The sequence below is a fragment of the Robinsoniella peoriensis genome, assembly GCF_000797495.1.
Taxonomy (GTDB): domain Bacteria; phylum Bacillota; class Clostridia; order Lachnospirales; family Lachnospiraceae; genus Robinsoniella; species Robinsoniella peoriensis.
On the sequence record NZ_JTGN01000004.1, the window covers coordinates 520,417 to 544,973 of the forward strand.

General features: G+C 41.2%; 26 protein-coding genes and 1 riboswitch. Of the genes, 22 read left to right on the top strand and 4 right to left on the bottom strand.

The genetic code is table 11. The features are described 5' to 3' along the window. The first annotated feature begins 16 nt into the window (after positions 1-16). The 4 genes from QR40_RS10895 to ptsP all read left to right on the top strand — a co-directional run bounded on the left by QR40_RS10895 (position 17) and on the right by ptsP (position 5,444). The gene (locus QR40_RS10895) at positions 17-2,011 is read left to right on the top strand and encodes a beta-glucoside-specific PTS transporter subunit IIABC (protein ID WP_044294904.1); all 1,995 of its coding nucleotides are present in this window, start codon (positions 17-19) and stop codon (positions 2,009-2,011) included. 11 nt (positions 2,012-2,022) lie between these two features. Then, positions 2,023-3,474 (top strand): 6-phospho-beta-glucosidase, encoded by a 1,452-nt coding sequence (locus QR40_RS10900; RefSeq protein ID WP_044294909.1) that lies wholly within the window; start codon positions 2,023-2,025, stop codon positions 3,472-3,474. Further along, entirely contained in the window at positions 3,461-3,718 is a 258-nt protein-coding gene (locus tag QR40_RS10905) for an HPr family phosphocarrier protein (protein WP_027292907.1), read from the top strand. Before QR40_RS10900 ends, QR40_RS10905 begins: the two co-directional genes overlap by 14 nt. Before the next feature lie 103 nt (positions 3,719-3,821). Continuing rightward, positions 3,822-5,444 (top strand): phosphoenolpyruvate--protein phosphotransferase, encoded by a 1,623-nt coding sequence (ptsP, locus tag QR40_RS10910; protein ID WP_044294910.1) that lies wholly within the window; start codon positions 3,822-3,824, stop codon positions 5,442-5,444. A gap of 168 nt (positions 5,445-5,612) precedes the next feature. On the opposite strand, the gene QR40_RS10915 is transcribed toward ptsP, so the two are convergent. Further along, positions 5,613-5,954 carry a YmaF family protein gene (locus QR40_RS10915; protein ID WP_081998862.1) on the bottom strand — a complete coding sequence of 114 codons (342 nt, stop codon included), beginning with the start codon at positions 5,952-5,954 and terminating at the stop codon, positions 5,613-5,615. A 322-nt stretch (positions 5,955-6,276) separates the two neighbouring features. Between QR40_RS10915 and QR40_RS10920 the strand changes: the two genes are divergently transcribed. The 15 genes from QR40_RS10920 (at position 6,277) to QR40_RS10990 (ending at position 17,333) form a co-directional block, all read left to right on the top strand. Further along, positions 6,277-6,606, top strand: a complete 330-nt coding sequence (locus QR40_RS10920) for a putative signal transducing protein (RefSeq protein ID WP_044294911.1) — start codon at positions 6,277-6,279, stop codon at positions 6,604-6,606. Positions 6,607-6,704: 98 nt separating this feature from the next. Continuing rightward, positions 6,705-7,079 carry a GntR family transcriptional regulator gene (locus tag QR40_RS10925; protein ID WP_152614199.1) on the top strand — a complete coding sequence of 125 codons (375 nt, stop codon included), beginning with the start codon at positions 6,705-6,707 and terminating at the stop codon, positions 7,077-7,079. A 20-nt stretch (positions 7,080-7,099) separates the two neighbouring features. Beyond that, positions 7,100-7,960, top strand: a complete 861-nt coding sequence (locus QR40_RS10930) for an ABC transporter ATP-binding protein (protein WP_044294913.1) — start codon at positions 7,100-7,102, stop codon at positions 7,958-7,960. Continuing rightward, a complete protein-coding gene (locus QR40_RS10935) occupies positions 7,957-8,592 on the top strand; it encodes an ABC-2 transporter permease (protein WP_044294914.1) in 636 nt (211 codons plus the stop codon). Before QR40_RS10930 ends, QR40_RS10935 begins: the two co-directional genes overlap by 4 nt. Positions 8,593-8,747: 155 nt before the next feature. Then, on the top strand, positions 8,748-9,371 hold the full coding sequence (locus tag QR40_RS10940) for a DUF4317 family protein (RefSeq protein WP_044294916.1): 624 nt from the start codon (positions 8,748-8,750) through the stop codon (positions 9,369-9,371). Positions 9,372-9,421: 50 nt separating this feature from the next. Further along, positions 9,422-9,536: riboswitch (FMN riboswitch) on the top strand. Between the two features lie 208 nt (positions 9,537-9,744). Beyond that, positions 9,745-10,857: a bifunctional diaminohydroxyphosphoribosylaminopyrimidine deaminase/5-amino-6-(5-phosphoribosylamino)uracil reductase RibD gene (ribD, locus tag QR40_RS10945; RefSeq protein ID WP_044294918.1), complete on the top strand. Its 1,113-nt coding sequence runs from the start codon at positions 9,745-9,747 to the stop codon at positions 10,855-10,857. Then, positions 10,839-11,480, top strand: a complete 642-nt coding sequence (gene ribE / locus QR40_RS10950; RefSeq protein WP_044294920.1) for a riboflavin synthase — start codon at positions 10,839-10,841, stop codon at positions 11,478-11,480. The genes ribD and ribE overlap by 19 nt, the downstream gene beginning before the upstream one ends. Before the next feature lie 11 nt (positions 11,481-11,491). Beyond that, entirely contained in the window at positions 11,492-12,700 is a 1,209-nt protein-coding gene (locus QR40_RS10955) for a bifunctional 3,4-dihydroxy-2-butanone-4-phosphate synthase/GTP cyclohydrolase II (protein WP_044294922.1), read from the top strand. After that, positions 12,701-13,162: a 6,7-dimethyl-8-ribityllumazine synthase gene (ribH, locus tag QR40_RS10960; RefSeq protein WP_027292918.1), complete on the top strand. Its 462-nt coding sequence runs from the start codon at positions 12,701-12,703 to the stop codon at positions 13,160-13,162. 200 nt (positions 13,163-13,362) lie between these two features. After that, positions 13,363-13,902, top strand: coding sequence for a methylated-DNA--[protein]-cysteine S-methyltransferase (locus QR40_RS10965; protein WP_027292919.1), 540 nt, complete (start codon positions 13,363-13,365; stop codon positions 13,900-13,902). 164 nt (positions 13,903-14,066) lie between these two features. Next, positions 14,067-14,390, top strand: coding sequence for a PadR family transcriptional regulator (locus QR40_RS10970; RefSeq protein WP_027292920.1), 324 nt, complete (start codon positions 14,067-14,069; stop codon positions 14,388-14,390). Positions 14,391-14,392: 2 nt separating this feature from the next. Then, positions 14,393-14,737: a DUF1048 domain-containing protein gene (locus tag QR40_RS10975; protein ID WP_027292921.1), complete on the top strand. Its 345-nt coding sequence runs from the start codon at positions 14,393-14,395 to the stop codon at positions 14,735-14,737. 2 nt (positions 14,738-14,739) lie between these two features. Beyond that, a complete protein-coding gene (locus QR40_RS10980) occupies positions 14,740-15,078 on the top strand; it encodes a DUF1048 domain-containing protein (RefSeq protein WP_044294924.1) in 339 nt (112 codons plus the stop codon). 77 nt (positions 15,079-15,155) lie between these two features. Then, positions 15,156-16,361 (top strand): helix-turn-helix transcriptional regulator, encoded by a 1,206-nt coding sequence (locus QR40_RS29750; protein WP_052430796.1) that lies wholly within the window; start codon positions 15,156-15,158, stop codon positions 16,359-16,361. Between the two features lie 375 nt (positions 16,362-16,736). After that, the gene (locus tag QR40_RS10990) at positions 16,737-17,333 is read left to right on the top strand and encodes a DapH/DapD/GlmU-related protein (protein ID WP_200889745.1); all 597 of its coding nucleotides are present in this window, start codon (positions 16,737-16,739) and stop codon (positions 17,331-17,333) included. A 19-nt stretch (positions 17,334-17,352) separates the two neighbouring features. Here the strand turns inward: QR40_RS10990 and QR40_RS10995 are convergent, their stop codons facing one another. Together QR40_RS10995 and QR40_RS11000 are read right to left on the bottom strand one after the other, a co-directional pair. Next, positions 17,353-18,411 (bottom strand): tyrosine-type recombinase/integrase, encoded by a 1,059-nt coding sequence (locus QR40_RS10995; RefSeq protein ID WP_044294926.1) that lies wholly within the window; start codon positions 18,409-18,411, stop codon positions 17,353-17,355. Between the two features lie 145 nt (positions 18,412-18,556). Continuing rightward, positions 18,557-19,516, bottom strand: a complete 960-nt coding sequence (locus QR40_RS11000) for a tRNA dihydrouridine synthase (RefSeq protein ID WP_044294927.1) — start codon at positions 19,514-19,516, stop codon at positions 18,557-18,559. 366 nt (positions 19,517-19,882) lie between these two features. Between QR40_RS11000 and QR40_RS11005 the strand changes: the two genes are divergently transcribed. The 3 genes from QR40_RS11005 (at position 19,883) to ade (ending at position 23,887) form a co-directional block, all read left to right on the top strand. After that, positions 19,883-20,641: a GntR family transcriptional regulator gene (locus tag QR40_RS11005; protein ID WP_044288947.1), complete on the top strand. Its 759-nt coding sequence runs from the start codon at positions 19,883-19,885 to the stop codon at positions 20,639-20,641. An 84-nt stretch (positions 20,642-20,725) separates the two neighbouring features. Continuing rightward, on the top strand, positions 20,726-22,108 hold the full coding sequence (locus QR40_RS11010) for an NCS2 family permease (RefSeq protein ID WP_242858486.1): 1,383 nt from the start codon (positions 20,726-20,728) through the stop codon (positions 22,106-22,108). A gap of 15 nt (positions 22,109-22,123) precedes the next feature. Then, the gene (gene ade, locus QR40_RS11015; protein WP_044294929.1) at positions 22,124-23,887 is read left to right on the top strand and encodes an adenine deaminase; all 1,764 of its coding nucleotides are present in this window, start codon (positions 22,124-22,126) and stop codon (positions 23,885-23,887) included. Positions 23,888-24,239: 352 nt separating this feature from the next. On the opposite strand, the gene QR40_RS11020 is transcribed toward ade, so the two are convergent. Then, positions 24,240-24,557 (bottom strand): transposase (locus QR40_RS11020; protein ID WP_152614201.1); only part of this gene is annotated, 318 nt, incomplete at its 5' end.

Here is a 24,557-nt window from a genome sequence, read left to right on the forward strand (position 1 = left end):
TAATGGAGGACAAAAAATGGGTAAGTATGAGAATCTGGCAAGAGAAATTGTTAGTAATGTAGGCGGCAGGGAAAATATCAGCAGCCTGACACACTGTATCACAAGGCTTCGTTTTAAACTGAAGGACGAAAGCAAAGCAAATGATGAAATCATCAAAGATATGGATGGTGTCGTCACTGTTATGAAAAGCGGCGGACAATATCAGGTCGTAATCGGGAATCATGTGCCTGAGGTATATGCCGATGTTATGCCTCTGATTGACTTAGAAGAGGACAGTACAGACAAAGAGGATGATGCCCGGTCCCGAAATCTCTTTAACAGGGCGATTGATGTTATCTCCGGTATCTTCCAGCCAATCCTTGGAATTATGGCTGCCTGCGGTATGGTAAAAGGTTTTAATGCCTTGTTTATAGCACTGGGATTATATTCAGATACCAGCGGCGGATATCTGGTATTAAATGCAATCGGAGACGGGTTATTTAACTATATGCCATTGTTCCTTGGCTACACGGCAGCGAAAAAGTTTCGTTTAAAACCGATGCTTGGTTTAGTAATCGGTGCCATTATGTGTTACCCCACCATACAAAACAGTGCTCTTGCAGCCGGAGGGGATGTGCTCTACACCCTGTTTCGAGGAACTGTTTTTGAATCCAGCGTGTACACGGAGTTCTTTGGAATTCCCCTGATTGCCATGAATTATACGGGAACCGTAATTCCGGTTATTTTTGTAGTATACTTTGCATCAAAATGTGAGAAGTTTTTTAATAAATTTATTCCGGATCTGGTTAAATTCTTCTTCGTACCAATGCTTACACTGGTTATCGCTATTCCGGCCGGATTTTTGCTGATCGGGCCTTTGGCTACATTCGGGTCTGCCATCATTGCTGAAGCGGTTATGTCCGTTCGTAATTTCAGTCCCATGTTAGCCGGAGCCATTGTAGGGCTTACCTGGCAGGTTCTTGTAATCTTTGGTCTGCACTGGGGTTTTATTCCGGTTTATATCAATAACATTATGACAAACGGTTATGATAATGTAATGATGCCGTTCTTCGCATGCACCTTTGCAACTTCAGCAGTGGTTTTGGCAATCTTCTTTAAGACCAAAAATAAGCAGCTCAAAGAAATGGCTCTTCCAAACTTTATTTCCGGAATTTTTGGTGTCACAGAACCTGCTATTTACGGTATTCTGCTGCCGCTCAAGAAACCTTTTATCATTAGTTGTATAGTAGGCGGTATCGGCGGCGGATTTTACGGAGCCTTTAACTTCCGGAAATTTATGATGGGCGGCATGGGCATATTTGAGTTTCCCGCCATGATTGAACCGGATGGCAGCATGGGCAATCTGATAGTGGCCGTTGCAGGAGTAGCAATAACGATGGTGATTGCTTTTGCGGCTACCATGATTTTATATCGGGATAAGGCAGTAATGGAAACAGTAAATAAAGATGGAAATGAAAAAGAAAATGCAAAAGAAAACGTTTACGACAGTGTACAGGATAGTCGGCAAATCCTTGTTTCGGCTAAGGCAGTGAATGAAGAACAGAAATCCATGTATAAACAAATGGATATTGGAAGCCCTGTCAAAGGGAAAGTCCTGAAGCTGGAATCCATCAAAGATGACGCATTTGCTTCCGGTGTTCTGGGGAAGGGTGCAGCCGTTTTACCGGAGGAAGGTAATGTCTTCGCTCCTGCAAACGGAGTGGTTTCCACCCTGTTTCCAACACTTCATGCCCTGGGAATGGAAACGGAGGAAGGTGCTGAAATACTGATCCATATCGGATTGGACACGGTGCAGTTAAATGGAGAAGGATTTGAAGCTATGGTCAAAGAGGGCGACCGGGTACAGAAGGGACAGCTTCTGATAAAATTTGATAAAGATTTTATAGAAGAAAAAGGCTTCTGCCTGGAAACTCCGGTGATTGTTACCAATTCAGATGATTATCTGGGTGTAATAGAAGTTGCCGGCAATCAGATAAATCCGGGCGAAAACCTTTTGAAAATACTGCGATAGGAGGTGAGGTTATGGGATTTCCAAAAGATTTTATGTGGGGCGGCGCTACGGCAGCCAACCAATGTGAGGGTGGTATCCTGGAAGGTGGAAGAGGTGCCGCTAATGTAGATGTGTGTCCGGCCGGCAAAGACAGAAATGCTGTTATTACCGGACATCTGAAGATGCTCGAGATGGATGATGTACATAGCTATCCCGCAGCGGAGGCGATTGATTTATACCATCATTTCAAGGAGGATATCCGGCTTTTTGGTGAAATGGGATTTCGGGTATACCGCTTAAGTATTGCCTGGACCAGAATATTTCCAAAGGGCGATGAAGAAGAACCAAATGAAGAAGGCCTGGGATTTTATGAAGAAATTTTTAAGGAATGCCAAAAGTATCAGATACAGCCGCTGGTAACCATTTCTCATTTTGATTGTCCCATCTGGCTGATCCAAAAATACGGCGGATGGCGCAGCAGAGGGCTCATTGATTTTTATCTGCATCTTTGCGAAGTGCTGTTTACCCGTTTTCGGGAATATGTGACTTACTGGCTGACATTCAATGAAATTAATATGATTCTCCATGCTCCGTTTATGGGTGCAGGGATTTATTTTGAAGAAGGCGATAATGAAGAACAGATTAAGTACCAGGCCGCTCATCATGAATTGATAGCCAGCGCCCTTGCCACCAGAATGGCACATGAAATCAATCCGGAAAATAAAATAGGATGTATGTTTGCGGCAGGAAGTGCCTATCCTTATACCTGTAAACCGGAAGATGTATGGGAGGCTTTGCTTACAGATCAGGAAAATTATTTTTTTGTGGATGTTCAGGCAAGGGGATATTATCCGTCCTATGCAGTAAAGCGCCTTCGTAAAAAGGGCATTTTCCCCCTGATAGAAGATGGGGATGCTGAAATTTTAAAGAAGTATCCGGTGGATTTTATATCCTTTTCATACTATAACAGCAGATGTATCGCAGCACCCGGGGGCGGGCAGGATGAGGCTGAGGGAAATCTTTTTAAATCAGCTAAGAATCCCTATCTGAAATTCAGTGAATGGGGATGGCCGATTGACCCTCTGGGTCTGCGGATTACTTTAAATCATGTATATGACCGTTACCAGAAACCACTGTTTATTGTAGAAAACGGGCTGGGAGCTGCCGATGTGCCGGATGAGAACGGATATGTAGAGGATGATTACCGCATTGAGTATCTGGATGCACATATCCGCGCTATGATGGCGGCTGTGGAAGAAGATGGTGTGGAACTGATCGGATATACATCCTGGGCACCGGTTGATTTAATCAGTGCCGGAACCGGTGAGATGAAAAAACGCTATGGATTCATCTATGTAGATAAACAGGATGACGGAAGCGGGACTCTTGCCAGAACAAAGAAAAAATCATTTTATTGGTATCAGCGCGTAATAGCGACAAATGGAGAATATTTAAAGGAGGACAAGAACAATGAAGAATTTTAGTTATGTAGTCAAGGATGAGGTAGGAATTCACGCAAGACCGGCAGGTCTGCTGGTAAAAGAGGCAAAAAAATACGAAAGTAAAATTACGCTGTCAAAAGACGGCAAGTCAGCGGATGCAAATAAACTGATGGCTGTGATGAGCCTGGGCGTCAAATGCGGGCAGACCGTGGAAATCGTAATTACAGGATCCGACGAAGAAACTGCGTATCAGGGTATGAAAAAATTCTTTGAAGAAACCTTATAATCGCGACAAACGAGCCGGAGCGTATTTGCAAGTGTGACGTAAGTCTGTCCGGAAGCAATTTAACACACGCTCAAATGCTCTAAAAATATTGAGGAGGCAGAAAATGCTAAAATTATCAGGAAAATCGGTATATAAAGGAATCGTTATGGGACCTGTTGTGGTCTTCAAAAATAGCGATCACCAGGTGAAACGTAAAAAGATTGAAAATGCAGAATTGGAAATTGAAAGAGTGGAAACGGCTCTGGAAGCGGCAAAAGAGCAGCTCCAGAAATTATATGATAAGGCGGTAAAAGAAGTAGGCGAAGCCAGTGCTGCCATTTTCGAAGTCCACCAGATGATGCTGGAAGATGAAGATTATCTGGATTCCATACACAATTCCATCCGGACAGAAATGATCAATGCGGAGTACGCCGTTGCCGTTACCGGAGATAATTTTTCTGCAATGTTTGCCAACATGGATGATGACTATATGAAAGCCAGGGCAGCAGATATCGAGGATATCTCCAATCGCCTGGTTCAGAACCTGGAAGGAAAGGACGGGCTGGACTTAAGTACCATGGAAGCTGCAATCATTGTGGCAGATGACTTAAGCCCCAGTGAAACCGTTCAGATGGATAAAGACAAAATTCTGGCATTTGTAACCGTGCATGGCTCTACCAATTCCCATACGGCGATCCTGGCACGTATGATGAATATCCCGGCACTGATCGGAGTACCGGTGAATCTGGAAGAAATTCAAAGCGGTATGGAAGCGGTAGTGGACGGATTTACAGGGGAAGTAATATTTGATCCTTCCGTGGATTTATGCAGCCAGACCAAAATCAGAATTCAGGAAGAGAAAGAAAAGCTGGAGCTTCTAAATACGTTGAAAGGCAAAGAAAATGTAACCCTTGGCGGAAAGAAAATCAATATTTATGCTAACATCGGAAGCGTAGGGGATGTGGGATATGTACTGGAAAATGATGCCGGAGGCATTGGGTTATTCCGCAGTGAATTTTTATATCTTGGAAAATCGGATTTCCCAACAGAAGAAGAGCAATTCCGGGCATACAGACAGGTCGTGCAGATGATGGCAGGCAAAAAAGTAATTATCCGTACATTAGATATCGGAGCGGATAAGCAGGTAGAGTATTTTAACCTGGGCAAAGAAGATAACCCTGCCCTGGGTTACCGCGCAATCCGTATCTGCCTGAAACAGCCTGATATATTCAAGACGCAGCTCCGTGCACTCTTTCGTGCAGCCGTATACGGAAATCTGTCGATCATGTATCCAATGATTACATCCACGGAAGAAGTCCGTCAGATTTATGAAATTGTAAATGAAGTGAAAGAAGAGCTGGAGAAGGAGCAGATTCCTTACAAACTTCCGGAACAGGGGATTATGATCGAAACACCTGCTGCAGTCATGATCAGCGATGAACTGGCTGAAATCGTGGATTTCTTCAGCATTGGAACAAATGATTTAACCCAGTACACGCTGGCAATTGACAGGCAGAATGAAAAGCTGGATGACTTTTATAATCCCCACCACAAGGCGATTCTGAAAATGATTCAAATGGTGGTGGACAATGCCCATAAGTATGGAAAATGGGCGGGTATCTGCGGAGAATTAGGTGCAGACCCCGAATTGACGAAGAAATTCATCCGTATGGGCGTAGATGAGCTGTCAGTTGCTCCTTCCATGATTCTGAAACTCAGAAAACAGATTCGTGAGATGGCGGATTAAATATTGATAACAAAAATGGGACTTTTACGCTAACAGCAGTGAAAAGACCGCAAAAGGATGCCGCAACAGCTTTTTGACCAGCTGCTTTGCGACATCCTTTTTTATTACTTAACCCCTGCATATTGCAGGCAAGCCTGCAAGCCTGCCATCAATAAATAGTTTGAATTTTTAATCACCAATAGGATTCTCGATTAAAGTAGCAGCAATAAATCTATGACAATGCCCATCTTCTATTTCTGTCTGAGAATCAATAAAGTGCACATGGCGCTCATCGCCGCATTTGCCAACCGGAACCTGCAAGCCCGTTGTTACACAAATGGGATGGAAGTGATCTTCATAAAAATCTGTTTTCGAAGTAAATTTGTGGATGTGTCCACCGGGGACTTTTATTATTTCTTCTGTCACACCTGCAAAGCGGTGGTTGTGTGGATCTTCGTCCAGTTCGGCAAGGCGAACGCTTCCCAGCACCTCGTGAACGTGTGTTTGCATACATTTTCTGTTACAACTCATAATTACCTCCATTTCTGCACATTGTAGTGCATACAATTTTGTACCGCATCCGGAACAAAATTTTCTATATCAAATTATTCAATATCGGATAATACAATATAAAAGAAAAAAACAAATTTGTTCGATAAATTAGATTTATCTCAATATTATATGTTTAAAAGAGTAAATTGGTGATAATTATAAAATCCGTATTGTCCTTTGAATAATCAATAGAATAACAAAATTTATTGCGAATCCGGCTGTTGTATATTGACAGGTGTTATATAGTGTATTATAGTGTTATATATAAGAGGTGCAAATATGCAAGCCGGAGGTGAATTTTATGAACGAAAAAGGATTTGTTAAAATAGCTTCTGTGGGAAGTATGACGGAGGCTGAGCAAATGATCTGTGTTTTAAAAGAGAACGGTATTATGGCATGGCGCCAGGGCAGCATAATGGACATATATATGGGAGACTCCTATGCTGGTGAAGATATCATGGTCGCTGAAAGAGATGAAGATCCTGCAAAAAAACTATTGGAATGTTTCCCTCAGATTCAAACAAAAATGACTTTTCAAAAGAGAAACCTGTCAAGGACGCAGCGGATTTTAGGGTGGGTATTATTAATTATCATGGTTCTGTGTATTTTGGTTCCGGTTATCCTGCTGTAAGTTGGGAAATAGTCGCTAAGTTGTACAGAGAGTTTAAAAATAGCCGCGAAGTCCTCAGCGAGTTTGAAAAAGAGAGGTGAAAACGGAAATTGGAAATTATGATAAGCCACAAAAGCAGCAAACCAATATATGAACAAATAGGCTCACAGATTAAGGATATGATACTGACTGGCGAATTAAAAACCGGTGATATGATTACTTCTGTAAGAAGTCTGGCAAAAGAACTGGGAATCGGTGTGCTTACAGTCCAGAAAGCATATGACCGGCTTCAGAAGGAAGGTATTATTGAAACCGTGGTGGGAAAAGGAACCTATATCACGAATCATAATTCCGGTGGTCTGGAAGACCAGCGTAATCAGATATTGGAAGTCAAGGCGATGGAATTAATTGCACTTGCAAAGAAATATAACATAGAACAAGACAGCGTTATTGGATTGATAAAGCTGCTGTTCGATGACTCACATATTGATTGATACTGAAAATGAGGTGCTATATGAAAAATATTCTTGAAATCAATGATATTACAAAAAAGTTTGCATCATTTACTCTTGATCATGTTCAATTTTCCTGTCCCGAAGGAGCTATTATGGGGTTGATTGGCCCCAATGGAGCCGGAAAAACTACCGTCATCAATTCTATTTTGAACATAATTAATTTAAACGAAGGAGATATACGGATTTTTGGCAAAAATTATCTGGAACTGACGAAAGAAGATAAAGAAAATATCGCAGTTGTGTACGATGATAATAACCTTCCGGAACATCTTACTTCCAAAGAGGTCAATAAAATTTTTAGTAAAATGTATCTAAAATGGGATGAAAATTTATTCCATCACTATTTACAGCGGATGGAGATACCGGAACATACTGCGGTCAAAGAGATGTCAAAAGGCAACAAAGTAAAACTAAATCTGGCGGTTGCGTTGTCCCATTGTCCCAGGTTGTTGATTTTAGATGAAATCACAGGATCGTTAGACCCCATCATGAGAGATGAAATACTGAAATTATTTCTGGAATTTATTCAGGATGAAGGCAATAGTATTCTTTTCTCATCCCATATTATTACAGATCTTGAGAAGATTGCAGATTATATTACCTTTATTAATAATGGCCATGTTATTTTCAGTAAAGAAAAGGATGAACTGCTCTATAATTATAGTCTGATGCATTGCAGGGCTTCAAAATTTCATGAACTGGACAAAAGTGGTATGATAGCTTACCGGGCAGAAGGGAACCATGTAGACTTTATCCTGGACAATACCATGGGGAATCATTTCAATCAGGAAGAAATACTGATAGAACAGCCTGGCATAGAAGAAATTATGCTGATACTTGCAAGGGGGACAGTGGTATGAACGGATTAATTAGAAAAGATATTTACAACTTAAATAAAATAAAAAACATGTATCTGATTTTGACCGCCATTTTAATCGCCTATTGTTATGCAACAAAAAGACCTGCTTTTATTACTGCAATACCGATACTGATTTTCAGTACAACTGTAACTTCTACCTTTACAATGGACAATAATGTGAAATGGGATAAACTTGCTGTGCCGGCGATGCTGAGCAGAAATGAAATTGTTCTGAGTAAATACATTCTTCTTTTAGAGATTATAAGCGTGGGAATTCTGGCGGGCTTTCTAATAAGTTTGCCGGGGTTAATAACCCATCGTACCGATTTCATCCTGTTTTTGGAAATGACCATGGCTGCAGCCGCAATTGCGTTGTGTGCCGGCAGTTTGTCCATTGGATTTATATATCTGTCTGAAAATGCAGTTGAAAAGATGGAACTGCTTACAATATTTTCATATGCGGGATCTGCAGTTATCGTATTTGGCAGTTCAAAACTACTAAGTATTTTAAATGACTCTCTAAATCTTCCGAGAATCGGTCTTTCCATCATTAATCTTTTTATTGTATTTATTATTTATATTGTTTCTTATAAGACAGCAGTCAGAGCCTTCAAAGGCAGGGACATTTCCTGATTTTACGACAGATTGTTTAAACGTGTATTACACCTGTCAGCGTTTCTGATTTACAGCATTACAGTAACCGGTTTTATTTTGGTGACATAACCCCGGGAAGTATGTTAAAATAGGGCATGAAATATTAGATAGAAGGGAAAGACAAGATTATAATTATGATTAACAGAGAAGATATGCTGGAATTGACCAGACGAATGACACCTGCCAGAACGTCTATGACGAGGATTGCAGGATGCTATATGGATGCGGACGGTGAAATCGATGGTACGTTTAATACTAATTTTTTAAAGCTTTCTGCTGGTGAAAAGGAAAAGAAGTTAAAGATTGCAAAAGAGATTCCATTTTCCCGAACAAATGAGAATCTGAAAAGATATCAATTTCCAAGTGATTCTATGGGACCAAACAGTATGTGGCGGCTTCTTATGGGAATGAAATCCTGTGGGCTTAAGAATGATGTATTGATGGAAACATTCTATGAACTGATAGGGGAATCCTATCATTCCGACCATGATTATGCCGTGATGGTGTACCATGACCGGTATGATATACCGGTGAAAGCATCGGATCATGAAAGAGTGGGAGAGTCAGAAGAAGTCTACGAATATCTCATTTGTGCCATATGCCCGCTAAAAGGAGATTATGAGCCGGATAGTCCTGAGTGTGGATTCCTGTTCCCGGCATTTGCTGACAGAAGTTCAGACCAGAATTGTGTGGATGTGTTCCAGGCAGATACCCTGCATCCACATATGGAACTTTTGAAAATATTAAAGCGTGCCTGAAATAACTTGACTTCCAAAGAAAACCTGTTTATAATAAATTTCAATTGAATAGAAATCTTCAGGGCAGGGTGTAATTCCCTACCGGTGGTAAAGCCCACGAGCCGTAAGGCATGATTCGGTGTAATTCCGAAGCCGACAGTATAGTCTGGATGAAAGAAGATGTTAAAGCAGTTTTATGTGCTTTTTGTGCTCTGGAATGATATTATCATTTCAGAGTTTTTTTGTTAAATGCGCATAGGACCTCCATTTTACATGCCTTGAGTAGATTTTATTCAAGGCATGTATTTTTTTGGAGGTGAAGTGTGAAAGAAAAGCATTTTTACTTATTAAGGCAGGATCGCAGGCAGATCTGCACTATGCAGGAGGTATAAAAATGAAGGATTTAGAATACATGAAGCAGGCCATAGAACTTGCGAAAAAGGGAAGTGGATTTACAAATCCCAATCCCATGGTTGGTGCAGTGATTGTAAAAGAGGGTGTGGTGATCGGACGGGGATATCATGAAAGTTACGGCGGTCTACACGCTGAACGAAATGCACTAAAGAACTGCAATACTTCAGCCAAGGGGGCAGAAATGTATGTAACCCTGGAACCCTGCTGTCATTACGGAAAAACTCCGCCTTGTACAGAAGCTATTATCAATAGCGGTATTACAAGGGTTGTAATCGGCACACTTGACCCCAATCCTCAAATGTCCGGGAAAGGAGCCGCCATTTTACAAAGAAATAAGATTCGTGTAGAAACAGGTGTCCTGGAAAAGGACTGTAAAGCACTCATTCGTACCTTTGCAAAGTTCATTACAACCGGGAAACCCTATGTGATGATGAAGTACGCCATGACCATGGATGGCAAAATAGCCACGTATACAAAACATTCTAAATGGATAACCGGTGAAAAAGCAAGATACCAGGTACAGGAAACCAGACATCAATATTCCGCCATTATGGCAGGCGTAAACACGGTTATCCAGGATGATCCGCTGCTGACCTGCAGACTGGAAAATGCTTCAAATCCGGTTCGCATTATCTGCGATACCCATTTACGGACACCCCTGAATTCCCGAATTGTTCAATCAGCATCAACCTATTCTGCTGAAACCATACTGGCAACCTGCTCCGCTGATGAAAATAAGATACAGCAATACCTTAATAAAGGCTGCCGTATTATACAAACCAGTGAAAAGGACGGACATGTGAATCTGCATGAACTTATGGGGGTTCTTGGAAAGATGGGCCTGGACAGCATACTTTTAGAAGGGGGCAGCATGTTGAATTGGAGCGCATTGCAGCAGGGAATTGTGGACGGGATTCAGGCATATATTGCACCGAAAATTTTTGGCGGCAGCCACGCCGTATCTCCTGTGGGCGGTATAGGGGTAGCCCTGCCGGCTGAGGCATTTCTGCTTGCAGACACCCGGTTCATACCAGTTGGCAATGATTTTTTGATGGAAAGTGAGGTGGTCTATCCATGTTTACAGGAATCATAGAAGAAACCGGCAGCATTTCAGCCATTTTGAAAAATGGAAATTCGATCCGTCTGACGGTGCATGCAAATAAGATTTTACAGGATATAAAAACCGGTGACAGTATTGCAGTCAATGGGATCTGCCTCACGGCAGCCGGTTTTACCGCATCGGCATTCACAGCTGACGTTATGCACGAAACCATAGCACGTACTTCCCTTTCACACTTAAGGCACGGAAGCATTGTCAATCTGGAAAGAGCCATGTCCGTGAACGGGCGGTTTGGGGGACACATTGTTACCGGACATGTGGACGGAACGGGTACCATCATCAAAATAGAAAGCGATGCAGCAGCCCGATGGTATACCGTCAAAACATCTCCAAAAATCATGCGGTATATTGTAGAAAAAGGTTCCATTGCAATGGATGGCATCAGTCTGACGGTAGCAAAGACAGACAGAGACCGTTTCTGTGTTTCCGTAATTCCCCACACGATGGGACATACGGCGCTGGCATCGAAAGCGGTTCATGATATAGTGAACCTGGAAAATGATTACATAGGAAAATATATTGAAAAATTTATCTTGGAAGGAAACGAAAATTCTTCATATTTAACGCGGGAACTACTTGCAAAATACGGATATTAGGAGGTATGGAAATGAAGTTTGATTCTGTAAAGGAAGCGGTAAGTACACTGCAGGCTGGTAAAATGATACTGGTACTGGATGATTGGGACAGAGAAAATGAAGGAGATTTAATCTGTGCTGCAGAATATGCAACAACGGAAAATATAAACTTTATGGCAAGCTGTGCAAAAGGCTTAATCTGTATGCCCATGAGCCGGAAACTGGCGGAAAAACTGTGCCTGCCCCCAATGGCTGAAACGAATAACGATAATCATGGAACAGCATTTACCGTTTCCATTGATTATAAAGAAACCACAACAGGTATCTCAGCCGTGGAAAGAGGTATGACGGCCCGCATGTGTGTCTCTGATGGCGTTCTGGCAGAAGATTTCCGCCGCCCGGGCCATATGTTTCCGCTGATTGCAAAAGATAACGGGGTTTTGGAAAGAAACGGACATACCGAAGCAACCGTGGATCTGATGCGTCTGGCGGAATTAAAAGAATGCGGCCTTTGCTGTGAAATTATGAATGATGACGGGAGTATGATGCGATCCCATGACCTGCTGAAATTTGCAGAACAGTATCAGATTCCCTGCATTACCATAAAAGACTTACAGGAATACCGTAAAATCAATGAGAAATTGGCAGAGTGCGTATCCATTACCAAAATGCCAACCCGGTATGGTGATTTCATGGCACATTGTTATGTTAATAAATTGAATCAAGAACATCACATCGCTTTAGTTATGGGGAACATAGCAGATGAAAAGGAGGTTCTGTGCAGAGTCCATTCCGAATGTCTCACAGGAGATGTATTCGGTTCCTTAAGATGCGACTGCGGACAACAGCTTGATGCGGCTATGAAAATGATTGCAGATCATGGAAATGGGGTACTGTTATACATGCGTCAGGAAGGACGGGGAATCGGATTAGTAAATAAACTGAAGGCTTACCATTTGCAGGATGGCGGTATGGATACCTTAGACGCAAATCTTGCATTAGGATTTCAGGGGGATTTGCGTGAGTACTACATCGGTGCGCAGATTCTGCGGGATTTAGGTATTCAATCGCTGCGCCTGCTGACGAACAATCCGGATAAGGTGTACCAGTTAGAAGATTATGGTATAAAAATTACAAAACGCATGCCAATACAGATTAAGGCGACTCCCTACGATAAATTTTACTTAAAAACAAAACAAACCCGCATGGGACATCTTTTAAACTTAGAGGAGGAAAAATAAATGAGAATATATGAAGGTAATTTAGCAGCAGAAGATATCAAGGTGGGTATTGTTACCGCACGGTTTAATGAATTTATAACATCAAAGTTACTGTCGGGTGCCATAGACTGTTTAAAACGAGAAAATGTAAAGGAGGATCAAATTGAGGTGGCATGGGTTCCGGGGGCATTTGAAATTCCTCTGATTGCTTCTAAAATGGCACAGAGCAAGAAATATGATGCTGTCATATGTCTGGGCGCAGTCATTCGCGGAAGTACCAGCCATTATGACTATGTATGCAGCGAAGTTTCAAAAGGGATTGCCCAGGCCAGCCTTTCAAGCGGCATTCCGGTAATGTTTGGAGTGTTAACAACAGACAATATTGAACAGGCAATCGAAAGAGCCGGAACAAAAGCGGGTAACAAAGGGTTTGAATGTGCCCAGGGAGCCATTGAAATGGTTAACTTAATGCGTTCTCTTTAGTGAAAGTAAAATATTGTAATATCATTTTTTCTATACAAAAGGATTAGGCAAAGAAGAATCCTAAGTTCAGGAATACGGGATATGTTTTTTAGTGAACATGTGGTAAAATTATAATACAGTAATAAGAACGCACTTTAAATTGATTTGGGCTGCGCAGATTAAATCGACGCAATCGCTTTATACATCAGGAGGAGGGTAAAATGTATTATTTTACAAATGTTCAATCACCGCTGGGTATGCTGTCCATTGCCTGTGATGGTGAAAATATAACAGGGCTGTGGATAGAGGGACAAAAATATTTTTTGGGTTCCGTTTCAGATAAAATGGTAAGGATGGATGATCTCCCGGTGTTTCTAACCGTAAGAGAATGGTTAGACAGATATTTTGCCGGAGAGAAGCCGGAGATTTCCGAACTGCCTTTGCGCCCGGCCGGTGGGGAATTCAGGCAGGAAGTCTGGAAAATCTTATGTGAAATTCCTTACGGTGAAGTCGTAACTTACGGCTCCATTGCAAAAAAAATGGCAGAGATAATGGGCAGAAACAGGATGTCCAGCCAGGCAGTGGGCGGTGCTGTGGGACATAATCCAATTTCCATCATCATTCCCTGTCACCGGGTTGTGGGTACAACAGGCAGTCTGACCGGTTATGCAGGAGGTATCCACTTAAAGATAAAACTGCTGGAGCATGAGGGGGTGGATATGTCACATCTTTTTATTCCGAAAAAGGGAACGGCACTTTAAGAAAGCATGAATACATACCATTCAAAAAAGGGTATATGGGCTGTCATATGCCCTTTTTGGGTGGAAAAAAATACCCCTTGACACCTAAGCTACTAAGTGCTACGATATACCAGTACTAAGTAATACTGCATACAAGTTATACCAAGTAGAAAGGAGCGGGACAATTGGAAAATTTAACCGAAATACTAAAGGGTGTTCTGGAAGGCTGTGTGCTGGAAATTATCAGCCGAAAGGAAACCTATGGCTACGAGATTACCAGGCACCTGAATGCACTGGGGTTTACAGATGTGGTGGAGGGTACAGTGTATACGATATTAATCCGGCTGGAAAAAAATAAATTAGTTGAAATAACTAAAAAACCATCCGACATGGGACCTCCAAGAAAGTTCTTTACCTTAAACGAAAACGGGCGGGAAGAGCTGCGGAAGTTTTGGGAAAAATGGGACTTTGTCTCTTCCAAACTCAATCAATTAAGAGAGGAGCAGTGAAAATGAAAAAATCTTTTATGGAACTGGTAATAGGTGACCTGAATGAAAAGCGTGCCTGGAGGCAATTTACAAAACGCGTGAATGCCCTTCCGAAGGACTATCGATATATGTTCAAAAAAATCCTGCATTATTTTTACAACTTTGGCTATAATCTGGAGATGCTCACGGACTTGTTGGAATTGTTTGAAGTAAATGCTGCCGAAGGGAAACTCATTCGCGATGTGGTGGGCAATGACGTGGCATCCTTCTGTGATGAGCTAATCCACGCAAACGCTTCAGACACCGTCACTCCAAGGGAACGGTTAAATCGTGAGATCTTGGAACACTTTCACAGGGAGGGAAAATAAGTATGGCTAATATCATCAAAAAAATGATTGGTGACAAAAAGGAATACCGTGACCAGATGGACAGGGTGAATGTTTTGCCGGAAGACTATCGTTTTGTATATCAAAAGATACAGAACTATATGTGGAGCTTTTCAAGCGGAAGTGGATTTGATATGTTGAAAACACAGTATGACCTGATTGATCTGTTTGAGGATGGTGCAGCTCATGGCAAACACGTTCTTGATGTGACCGGCGAAGATGTGGCATCTTTTTGTGACGAACTAATGCAGGGAAATAAACTTTGGACAGACCATTACCGCAAACGCCTGAACCGTAAAATGAACCAAAAGGTAAATAAGTAAATTAATTGATGTATAAAAAATGCAGAGGTTTTTCACCACATATCAGGAGGTGCCCATCATAATGCGGAGGTTTACCAGTGACTAAAAGTAGTAATTACCTAAATAGATTGTCATTATTAACCGGAACAGGATTTTTTATCTTAGAAAATAATATTCTGGAAGAGTGCGGGAAAAGCAGCGGTTCAAATCCGATTGCCATATGTAAAAATTTTCAGGAAAAATTATTACATATGGCAGATGCCAAAAGTGTTCCTGTTTTATATCAGGACGGGTATCAGATCCTCTGGGGCTGTGTAAAACAAAAGGATCAATACATTTTAATAGGACCCATGAGCATCAAAAACCTGAGCAGGCTGGAATTGCATCACTATTACCGTGAATATGGCATACACGCAGGAGAGGAAAAAACGCTGCCTGTCTTTACGCTGTCACAGGCTTTGGCAATTGTGCAGATGGCTTCCGTGGAATCTCCTGTCATTACCTGTTCACAGGAAACAATAATTCGAGAAAATCATTTGGCGCAGGGATTGCACGATGGTATTGAGGAGGCGATACTTCGGTTTCAAATAAAAGAAGATACCGCCGGAATTTATCATCATACCTATCAGGAAGAACGCCAATTATTAGCATGTGTCAGAGAAGGACGGACAGAAGATGCACTGAAATACAATATGGTTATCGATGAAGGAACCGGACGTCTGTCAAAAAGGGAAGTAAACCATTGGAAAAAAGTAGTGATCGTAGCCATTACTCTGTGCACCAGAGCCGCAATTGAGGGCGGCGTTTCACCCGCAGCTGCCTATCAGCTGAGTGATTTTTATATACAGAAATGTGATGAATATGACAACGTTCCGGCATTAGTGGGATGTAGAAATCTTGCGGTAAAACAACTGACAGAGCAGGTGAAAAGAAGAAATGAGGGACGAGGCAGCTCTAATTATGTAGACCAGTGCAAAGACTATATAAGCAAGCATTATAAGGAAAAAATATATCTGAATGATTTAGCGGATGCACTTGGACTAAGCAGCACCTATCTGTCACGCCTTTTCTCTAAAGAAACCGGAATGAAACTTCAGGATTATATCAATTGGTTTAAAGCAGAACGCGCAGCAAATTTACTTGCATATTCGGAAGAGACAATCGCACACATTGGAGAATATGTAAATTTTCCGACACAGAGTTATTTTGGAAAGATATTTAAAAGATATAAGCACATGACCCCTAAGGAATACAGAAACTATTATAAATCATCCGAATTTGCTTCAGAAAGAGATAATATATAGCAAATTAAGGATAAGAACGACATAATATTGGTATGCACATTACCTCCTTCAATCCTGTTTAAAATAAATCATCCAAGTTTCTGGAATAATAAAACCGATACATAATTTCGAAATTTATTTTACGACTGTCCCCTGTCCCTCATAAACCTTTTTGAAAAAATCTATGGTCGGGAAGTCACACCCCTTCTGGACCTTGAGCGGATACCACGCTTATGAATAGGTTTTAACTATTTAAATCTATCAAATATAAGTATTTGCTATATACGTGTGCCGGATTTATACTATATCTAAGGTGATGGCTGCCAAAGCCACATTGAGTATTAAGATTATTAAAATAAAATTATTAATAATCAAGTTAATTGGAGGAGAAATATGATTGAATTAAAAGAATTTTTAGAATTTATGGACAGTGGAAAAACCATTACAGGTGGTACGAAGATACATGCTTATATGCATATGCTTTCTCAAGAAGCATTAAAGCTGACCGCAGAATTAAACGGGTGCTATCATGCCCCGGATGAAATCAGAGGGCTCATGGGACAATTAACCGGGAAGCCGGTGGACGAATCATTCTGCCTATTTCCGCCTTTTTACACAGATTGCGGCAAAAACCTTACCTTTGGAAAAAATGTGTTTTTGAACTCCGGATGTAAATTCCAGGATCAGGGAGGAATCTCCATTGGGGACGGCTCCCTGATTGGTCATAATGTGGTCCTTGCAACCTTGAATCACAGTCTGGATCCGGAACATAGGGGAGACTTAATCCCGGCACCAATTCGCATCGGTAAAAATGTGTGGATAGGATCCAATGCAGTTGTTCTTGCAGGCGTTACTATTGGTGATGGAGCTGTAATCGCGGCAGGAGCAGTTGTCACAAAAGATGTCCCTGGGAAAACAATTGCAGGCGGAGTACCAGCCCGGGTTATGAAAGCCATTGAATTAGAGAACGAAACTGTGAATTTGGATACATAAATGCCAAATCTGCAACGCACTATCTTTCCCGCAGCTTCACCGCTTTTGAAGCAGCCCTTCGCCTTTCATCTTTCAGTTTCGCATAATGCTTTTTCGTTGTATTTACATCAGAATGCCCCAGTACATCAGCAACGATATAAATATCTCCTGTCTCCTGATATAATGCCGTACCATAAGTAGAGCGGAGTTTATGAGGGGTAATTGTTTTTACCGTAACCGCAGAACTGTATTTCTTTACTAATTTCTCCACAGCATCTACACTAATGCGTTTTCGAAGATTGGAAAGAAATAATGCATCTTCGTGCCCCGCAATTGGCGTAATGGAATTTCTGGACAATTCCAGATAATCCCTCAGGCCATCTTCAACTTCTGACCCAAAATAAACAACCATCTCATTCCCGCCTTTTCGTATAATGCGGATTCCGTTGTTTTTAAAATCCACATCGGAAATATTAAGCCCCACACATTCAGACACACGTATTCCGGTTCCCAGCAGAAGCGTAATGATTGCCAGATCGCGGTATTTATGCTTATTATAATGATAAAGCTGAACACCGGATAATTCATTTCCACAGTTCTCTATGTGATCCAGCAGATTTGCCACCTCATCCGGATCCAGCTGGATAATCGCTTTATCACTGAGTTTGGGCATATCCACCATGCGGGCAGGATTGGCAGGAACCAGTTGTCTTTTGCACAAATATTCGAAGAAGCTACGGATACTTGACATCTTTCTTGAAATTCCTGTTCTGGAATTCGTCTCGTATGAGCCGCTTTCATTGGTAGTATACGCTTTCAGATATTCCTGGTATTCTTCAAAATCCACCGGTTGAAGCAGTGAGAGATCATCCAGTTTGATATCTTTTAAATTTTTCCCCGCCAGAACGGGATTGGTAGACTGTAAGAAGCGGAAAAATACACGTAAATCATATGCATAAGAAATTCTTGTCTTATCACTGGTTGTCGGCTCCTTTGCCCGAAAGAAATCTTTTACATATGGCGGCAGCTCCAGAAGCATTTCGCGCAGCTTTTCCGTATTCATAATTTTTTCCTGATCTCTGTATGTAAGATTAGCCATTGAACCCTCCAAATGATTTCATTTTTTATTACTAAAGTGCTAAAATTATAACACATAGCTGAGAAAAATACCAGGTTAAGCGGTTAAACAAAATATTTTTCCGCGTAGCCTGCCAATACCAGCCTCTCTGCTGAGTACAGACAACCTATAATGAAATAGAAGGTATATGTTCAATCAGATCCTGTTCCCGAAATAAATTTGAAACAGCAATTTCATAATCGGTCAGCTTTTCTGACTTTTTGATTTTTTTTAGATATTTATCGGGATTCGTAAACATACGTCCCATATAAAACCAAAGCTCTTTCATTTTAAATAGAACATTCTTTCCTCCAGAAATTGTCTCCTGATAACCATGGTATATTGTATCATGAAATTGCCGGAAACTGACTTTGCCAAGCACCGTATGAGTTTCAATTCCATTTAACAATGCAGGATTCATCAGCATCCCCCTGCCAAGCATAATCATATGTATATCGGGGAATTGTTCCACAAAGTTTTCGTAATCCTGAACTGTAAATAGATCTCCATTATAACAGACCGGATTACCGGATATTGCCAGAGCATCGCCAAATACTTCAAGATTAGGTGTATTTTTGTAATAATCTTTTTGAATTCTGGGGTGAATGATCAGTTCTTCCAAATGATATTTATTAAAAATCTCTATTAGTTCATAAAATTCTTTCGGGCTGTCTTTTCCAATTCTGGTCTTTATTGAAATCTTCATTTCCAATTCCGAGCATACTTTATCCAGAAACTGATCCAATTCATCACGGAAGGCAAGAAAACCGGATCCTTTCCTTTTAGAAACCACCGTGCCGGAGGGGCAGCCAAGATTCAGATTTACTTCGTCATATCCCAATTGTTTTAATTCCAATGCCGTCCAGATGAATGCATCTGCCTGATTCGTCAGTATCTGAGGAACCAGATGAATTTTATTATTATGTTCCGGCATGATATCCTGCATTTCCCGGTATGAGAATCGCCGGTTCTGGTTCGGTACAAGAAATGGCGTAAAATATTTATCTACACCTGGGTAAAATTTATGATGGGCATTCCGGTAAATATATCCGGTAATGCCTTCCATCGGGGCAAAATAGTAGCGCATGATGTCTTCTCCTGTTTATCGTTTGGGTTTGAGTTTGGGTTTGGATTTACTTTTAGATCATTATATACAAAGAATCTTAGAAAGACAACCTGAGATTTCAGTTTTGCGAACCCGTTCCCAGCTAAACACGGGTATAGCCCGGACGTGGGATCCGGGCTATGAGTCAAATATATTAACGTTAGTTGTTAATATACTCGTAGTTTAATAGATACCGCGAAAAATGTCAATATATGGGATGACACGATTTGAAACACATAAAGTGTCATAGAGCATGTTATCAAGAGTGTTAGAAAATATCTTGACGTTTACTGTCAGATATGATAAAAGTAATAAGGTAATACCTTTAACGGGAAGGATGTGGGTGAAATGGAAATTCTGCCGATGGAGAAGGTTAATTTAAGCAATTCTGTGAAGGCATATTTAATAAAATACATCCGTGGAATGGACGCGAAACTTGGAACAAAGCTTCCGCCTGAGAATGAAATGGCGAAAAATTTTTCGGTCAGCCGCGTGACGATCAGGCGGGCACTGGATGATCTGGAAAAAGAGGGGCTGATCCTGCGGATACATGGGAAGGGAACATTCGTAAATCCGGATGCACTTCAAATTAAGACCAGCTTATTGCCCGGTGGGGAATTCCGCCAGTTGATACGGGATTCGGGTTATGAAGCAAAATTCGAAATACAGCGGTTTGAAAAACTGCTCAGCGATGGAGAAGTAAGCAGGAAACTGGAAATTCCGTTAGGAACTCCATACTATCTTCTGGAAAAACTTTATTTTGCGGATCAGCATCCGGCAATTGTTAGTATTGACAGAGTTCCCTGTGAATATTTTAATCAGGACCCTGATTCAGCGGAACTGAATGAACTATCTATTTTTCATATCTTGAAACATAAAGCAGGATGCATTATAAAGCGGGATAAAATTGAGATCGAAACCATGGATTTGGCAAAAATGAAACATTACAGCAGCTGCAGTGAAAAAATGGAATGCAGCAGTGTGTTGTGCTTTCATGGTATTAATTACGACCAGAATAACCGTCCGGTTATTTTAGATACAGAATTTTATAATACAGATTACATACGGTTTAATATGATTAGGGTAAAAGATGTTTACAAAGACTAAGGTTATTCTCGAATAGCCTTTTCTTATAGAAAAAGTAAAGGTAATACCATATTACCCATATTATCAATGAAGGAGAAAAGAGAAATGATGGAGAGTAAACAAAAACAAACCCCTATGCTGGAGAAGATTTTTCATTTATCGGAACGGGGTACCAATGCCAGGACCGAGATGGTTGCAGGATTGACAACTTTTTTGACTTGTGTGTACATAGTAGCCGTAAATCCGGCTATATTATCTGCTGCCGGAATGGACACAAAAGCAGTGTTCTGGGCGACTGCTTTAGCTTCTGCAATTGCCTGTATCTGGATTGGATTCTGGGCAAATCTTCCCTTTGCACTGGCGCCTGCAATGGGTCTTAATGCATATTTTGCCTATTACGTGGTTAATACTCTGGGTCTGACCTGGCAGAATGCATTAGCCTGTGTATTTATATCAGGTGTCACATTTATGCTTTTAAGCATCCTGAAAGTACAGCAAAAAATTGTAGATGCCATGCCGGAATGCATAAAATTATCAGTCGGGGCAGGTATCGGATTTTTTATCGCATTTACCGGGCTGCATCAGGCAGGCATTATCACAGCATCCAAAGATACGCTTTTAACATTAGGAGATTTATCAAATCCCGGTGCCCTCCTTGCTTTAGCAGGAATTTTTGTCATGGCTGTTCTTGTAATCAAACAGGTTAAGGGCGGCATACTCATCGGCATCCTTGCTATAACCGTTATTGGCATATTCATTACAAATCCACTGACCGGAACTTCTTACACGCAGCTTCCGGAAACCCTTGTTGCATTTGATAATCCGGTTAAAGCTCTGGCTCCAACTTTAGGCCAGTTATCCATAAAGGGAATGTTTACCGGCGCACCAGTGGTCGTCTTAGGCGTTATATTTGCAATTATCAGTTTTCTGTTTGTAGATTTATTTGACAGCATCGGCGTATTGCTGGGTGTTGCATCAAAAGCCGGGCTGTTGGACAAAGATGGTAACCTGCCATGTGCCGGAAAGGCTTTATTCGTATCTGCAGGAGGTGCCGCTATCGGTGCTTTGCTTGGTACTAATACCGTTACGATCTATGGTGCGGAAAGTACTACAGGTATTGCCGAAGGCGGACGTACCGGAATGACTGCCTGTGTTACAGGAGTGCTGTTTCTGCTGGCGCTGTTTTTCTCTCCGGTATTTTTAATGGTTCCATCCATCGCAACGGCACCTGCCCTTGTTATGGTAGGTATTTTTATGATAGAACCCCTCCGCAATATTGATCTGAAAGATATTTCCATTGCACTTCCCGTATTTTTAACCGTTGCATTTATGCCATTTTCCTATAATATCGCCTATGGTATTTTGTTTGGTATGATTGGCTACACCGTAGGTAAAATAGCAGCCGGAAAGTCTAAAGAATTGACTGGCACTGTAAAAGTACTGACTGTCCTGTTCATTATTTATCTCGTACTGGACATTATTTTATAAATCAGGAGGAACGCTATGCGTACATTTGAAGAAATAAAAAATACCATTGAAACAGGGCTTGGAAAATATCCCTGTGATTTAAAGCTGAAAGATGTCTGTCTTGTTAATGTATATACCAATGAAATTTACCGGACAGATATATACATCAAAAATAAACGTATTATTTCTATTGAACCAAATGCTGATCTTGAAGCAGAGGAATGTCTCGATTGCAGCGGTAAATATGCAATACCGGGATTTATTGATACTCATATGCACTTTGAGTCAACGATGCTGTCTCCCGAAGCATTAGCTTCTGTAGTAGTTCCGCAGGGCACCACCACCTTATGTGCTGACCTTATGGAAATTGCCAATGTAGCAGGCGAAGAGGGATTAAGAGAGATGTTAGTATCCATGGACCGCCTGCCTTACCGTATGCTTATCGAAGTATCTTCCAGAGTTCCTACCGCTCCGGGCTTAGAAACAACCGGCGCCATCCTTGGGGAAAAAGAAGTAAAGAAGATCATGGAGTGGGAAGAGAGCATCAGTCTGGGTGAACTGGATCCGTCCAAAATCTTATTTGTCAAAGAAGAATACATCCATAAAGTTGCTGACACTCTTGCACAGAGAAAAATTGTGAATGGTCATGCCATCGGTAGATTAGGCCAGGAACTTAACGTATATGCCAGTTCCGGTATTTCCGATGACCATGAATGCGTGAATGCAGAAGAAATGCTGGCAAGACTCCGTGTGGGCATGAAAGTTCTGATTCGTGAAGGCAGCAGTGAACGAAACGTAGAAGAACTGATAAAGGGAGTTGTAGAAGAGCATATTCCACTGGAAAACCTCATGTTCTGTACCGATGATAAACATGCCAGGGAAATCCAGCAGGAAGGACATATTAATTACAATGTCAACCGTGCAATAGCACTTGGTATCCCTCCTATTGAAGCAATTAAAATGGCAACCATCTACGCAGCAAAACATTTCCGGATCGAAGATGAGGTAGGAAGTATCACTCCCGGAAGGCTCGCTGATATACAAATTGTCAGTGATATTACGAATATTAAACCTTCGGTTGTCATTTTTGAAGGAGAAATTGTTGCAAAAGACAATGCACTCCTAAAGGAATGTAAGGTAACAGAATACCCCGAGTGGATTAAAAACACCGTGATTCTGAAAAAACCGGTTACCGAAGAATCTTTTTTATTCAAGGCAAAATCCAGTGGTACACAGGCAAATGTACGTGTGATTGATTTAATTCCCAGCCAGATTATCAATAAAGAAATGATAGACATTTTGCCAATCAGGGATGGTGAAATTATTCCGGATACAGACCGCGATATTCTAAAATTAGCCGTAGTCGAGCGTTACGGAAAATCAGGTGATATCGGTATGGGATTTGTACATGGATTTGAACTGAAAAAGGGCGCTCTGGCATATTCAATGTCACACGACCACCACAATATCGTTGTTGTTGGTACCAATGATAAAGATATGGCGGCGGCAGTGAACGGAGTAGCGGAGATGAACGGTGGTCTTACCGTAGCATGCAATGGGACGGTAACACACCGGATGTGTCTGCCGATCGGTGGATTGATGAGTGAAAAGAACGCGGATGAAATCATGGAAGAACTGGACGTAATGAACGATGCGGCAATGAAACTGGGATGCAATATGCCTGCTCCCTTTATGTCATTGAGTTTTATTTCGCTGCCCACCGTACCGGAATTAGGCCTTACTGATAAAGGACTGATCGATGTATTAAATCATAAACTAATTGATGTTGAAATTATCTAAATAGAGGGTGTTTGAAAACAGGCTCTATTTATACAAATGCTAAATGTGCAAAATGACTGCCCCGCAAAAGCTGTTTCCGGTTTTTGCGCCAGTAATTTTGCATTTTTTCTATATTATGGCAGAAGCAGTTAAAACTAATAGAAAATCCGTCCGGGTTGTAGTAGAATAATATTAATGATGTGCATTCACAAATAGCTTTTGCAAATAGTGTAATTTGTACTGTACATAAATTTCTATTTTGAAAAGCATTCTGGTGATATGTCAAGACTAAAATGAAAAAGATTTTGATATGTTTTTCTGAAAAAAGGGTGCACTTAATAAACATTCGAAAAAATGAAGTCAGTTTCGAATATCAGTTCGATTCAATATTATATTCGGCGTCCAATTGTTCGCCGGTGTACAGTTGGTTTTTGACCAGCAAACCAAAAACGAGTCGTACAAATTTACGAGATGTAAGCGCGAGTGCTCTCTTGTGCTGATGTTTGGTTACTTCAGCATATTTTTTAGCATAGTATTCACCATATTCCGGTATGTGTCGCCTGAGGGTGTTTGCAGCTTCACACAGATAGTAACGCAGATAGGCGTTACCAGCGCTGGTAATCGGATCGTCGTCTGATGAGAAATCTCCAGAATCGCATTTGCGCCATGTCAGGCCTGGGTACTTGGCAAG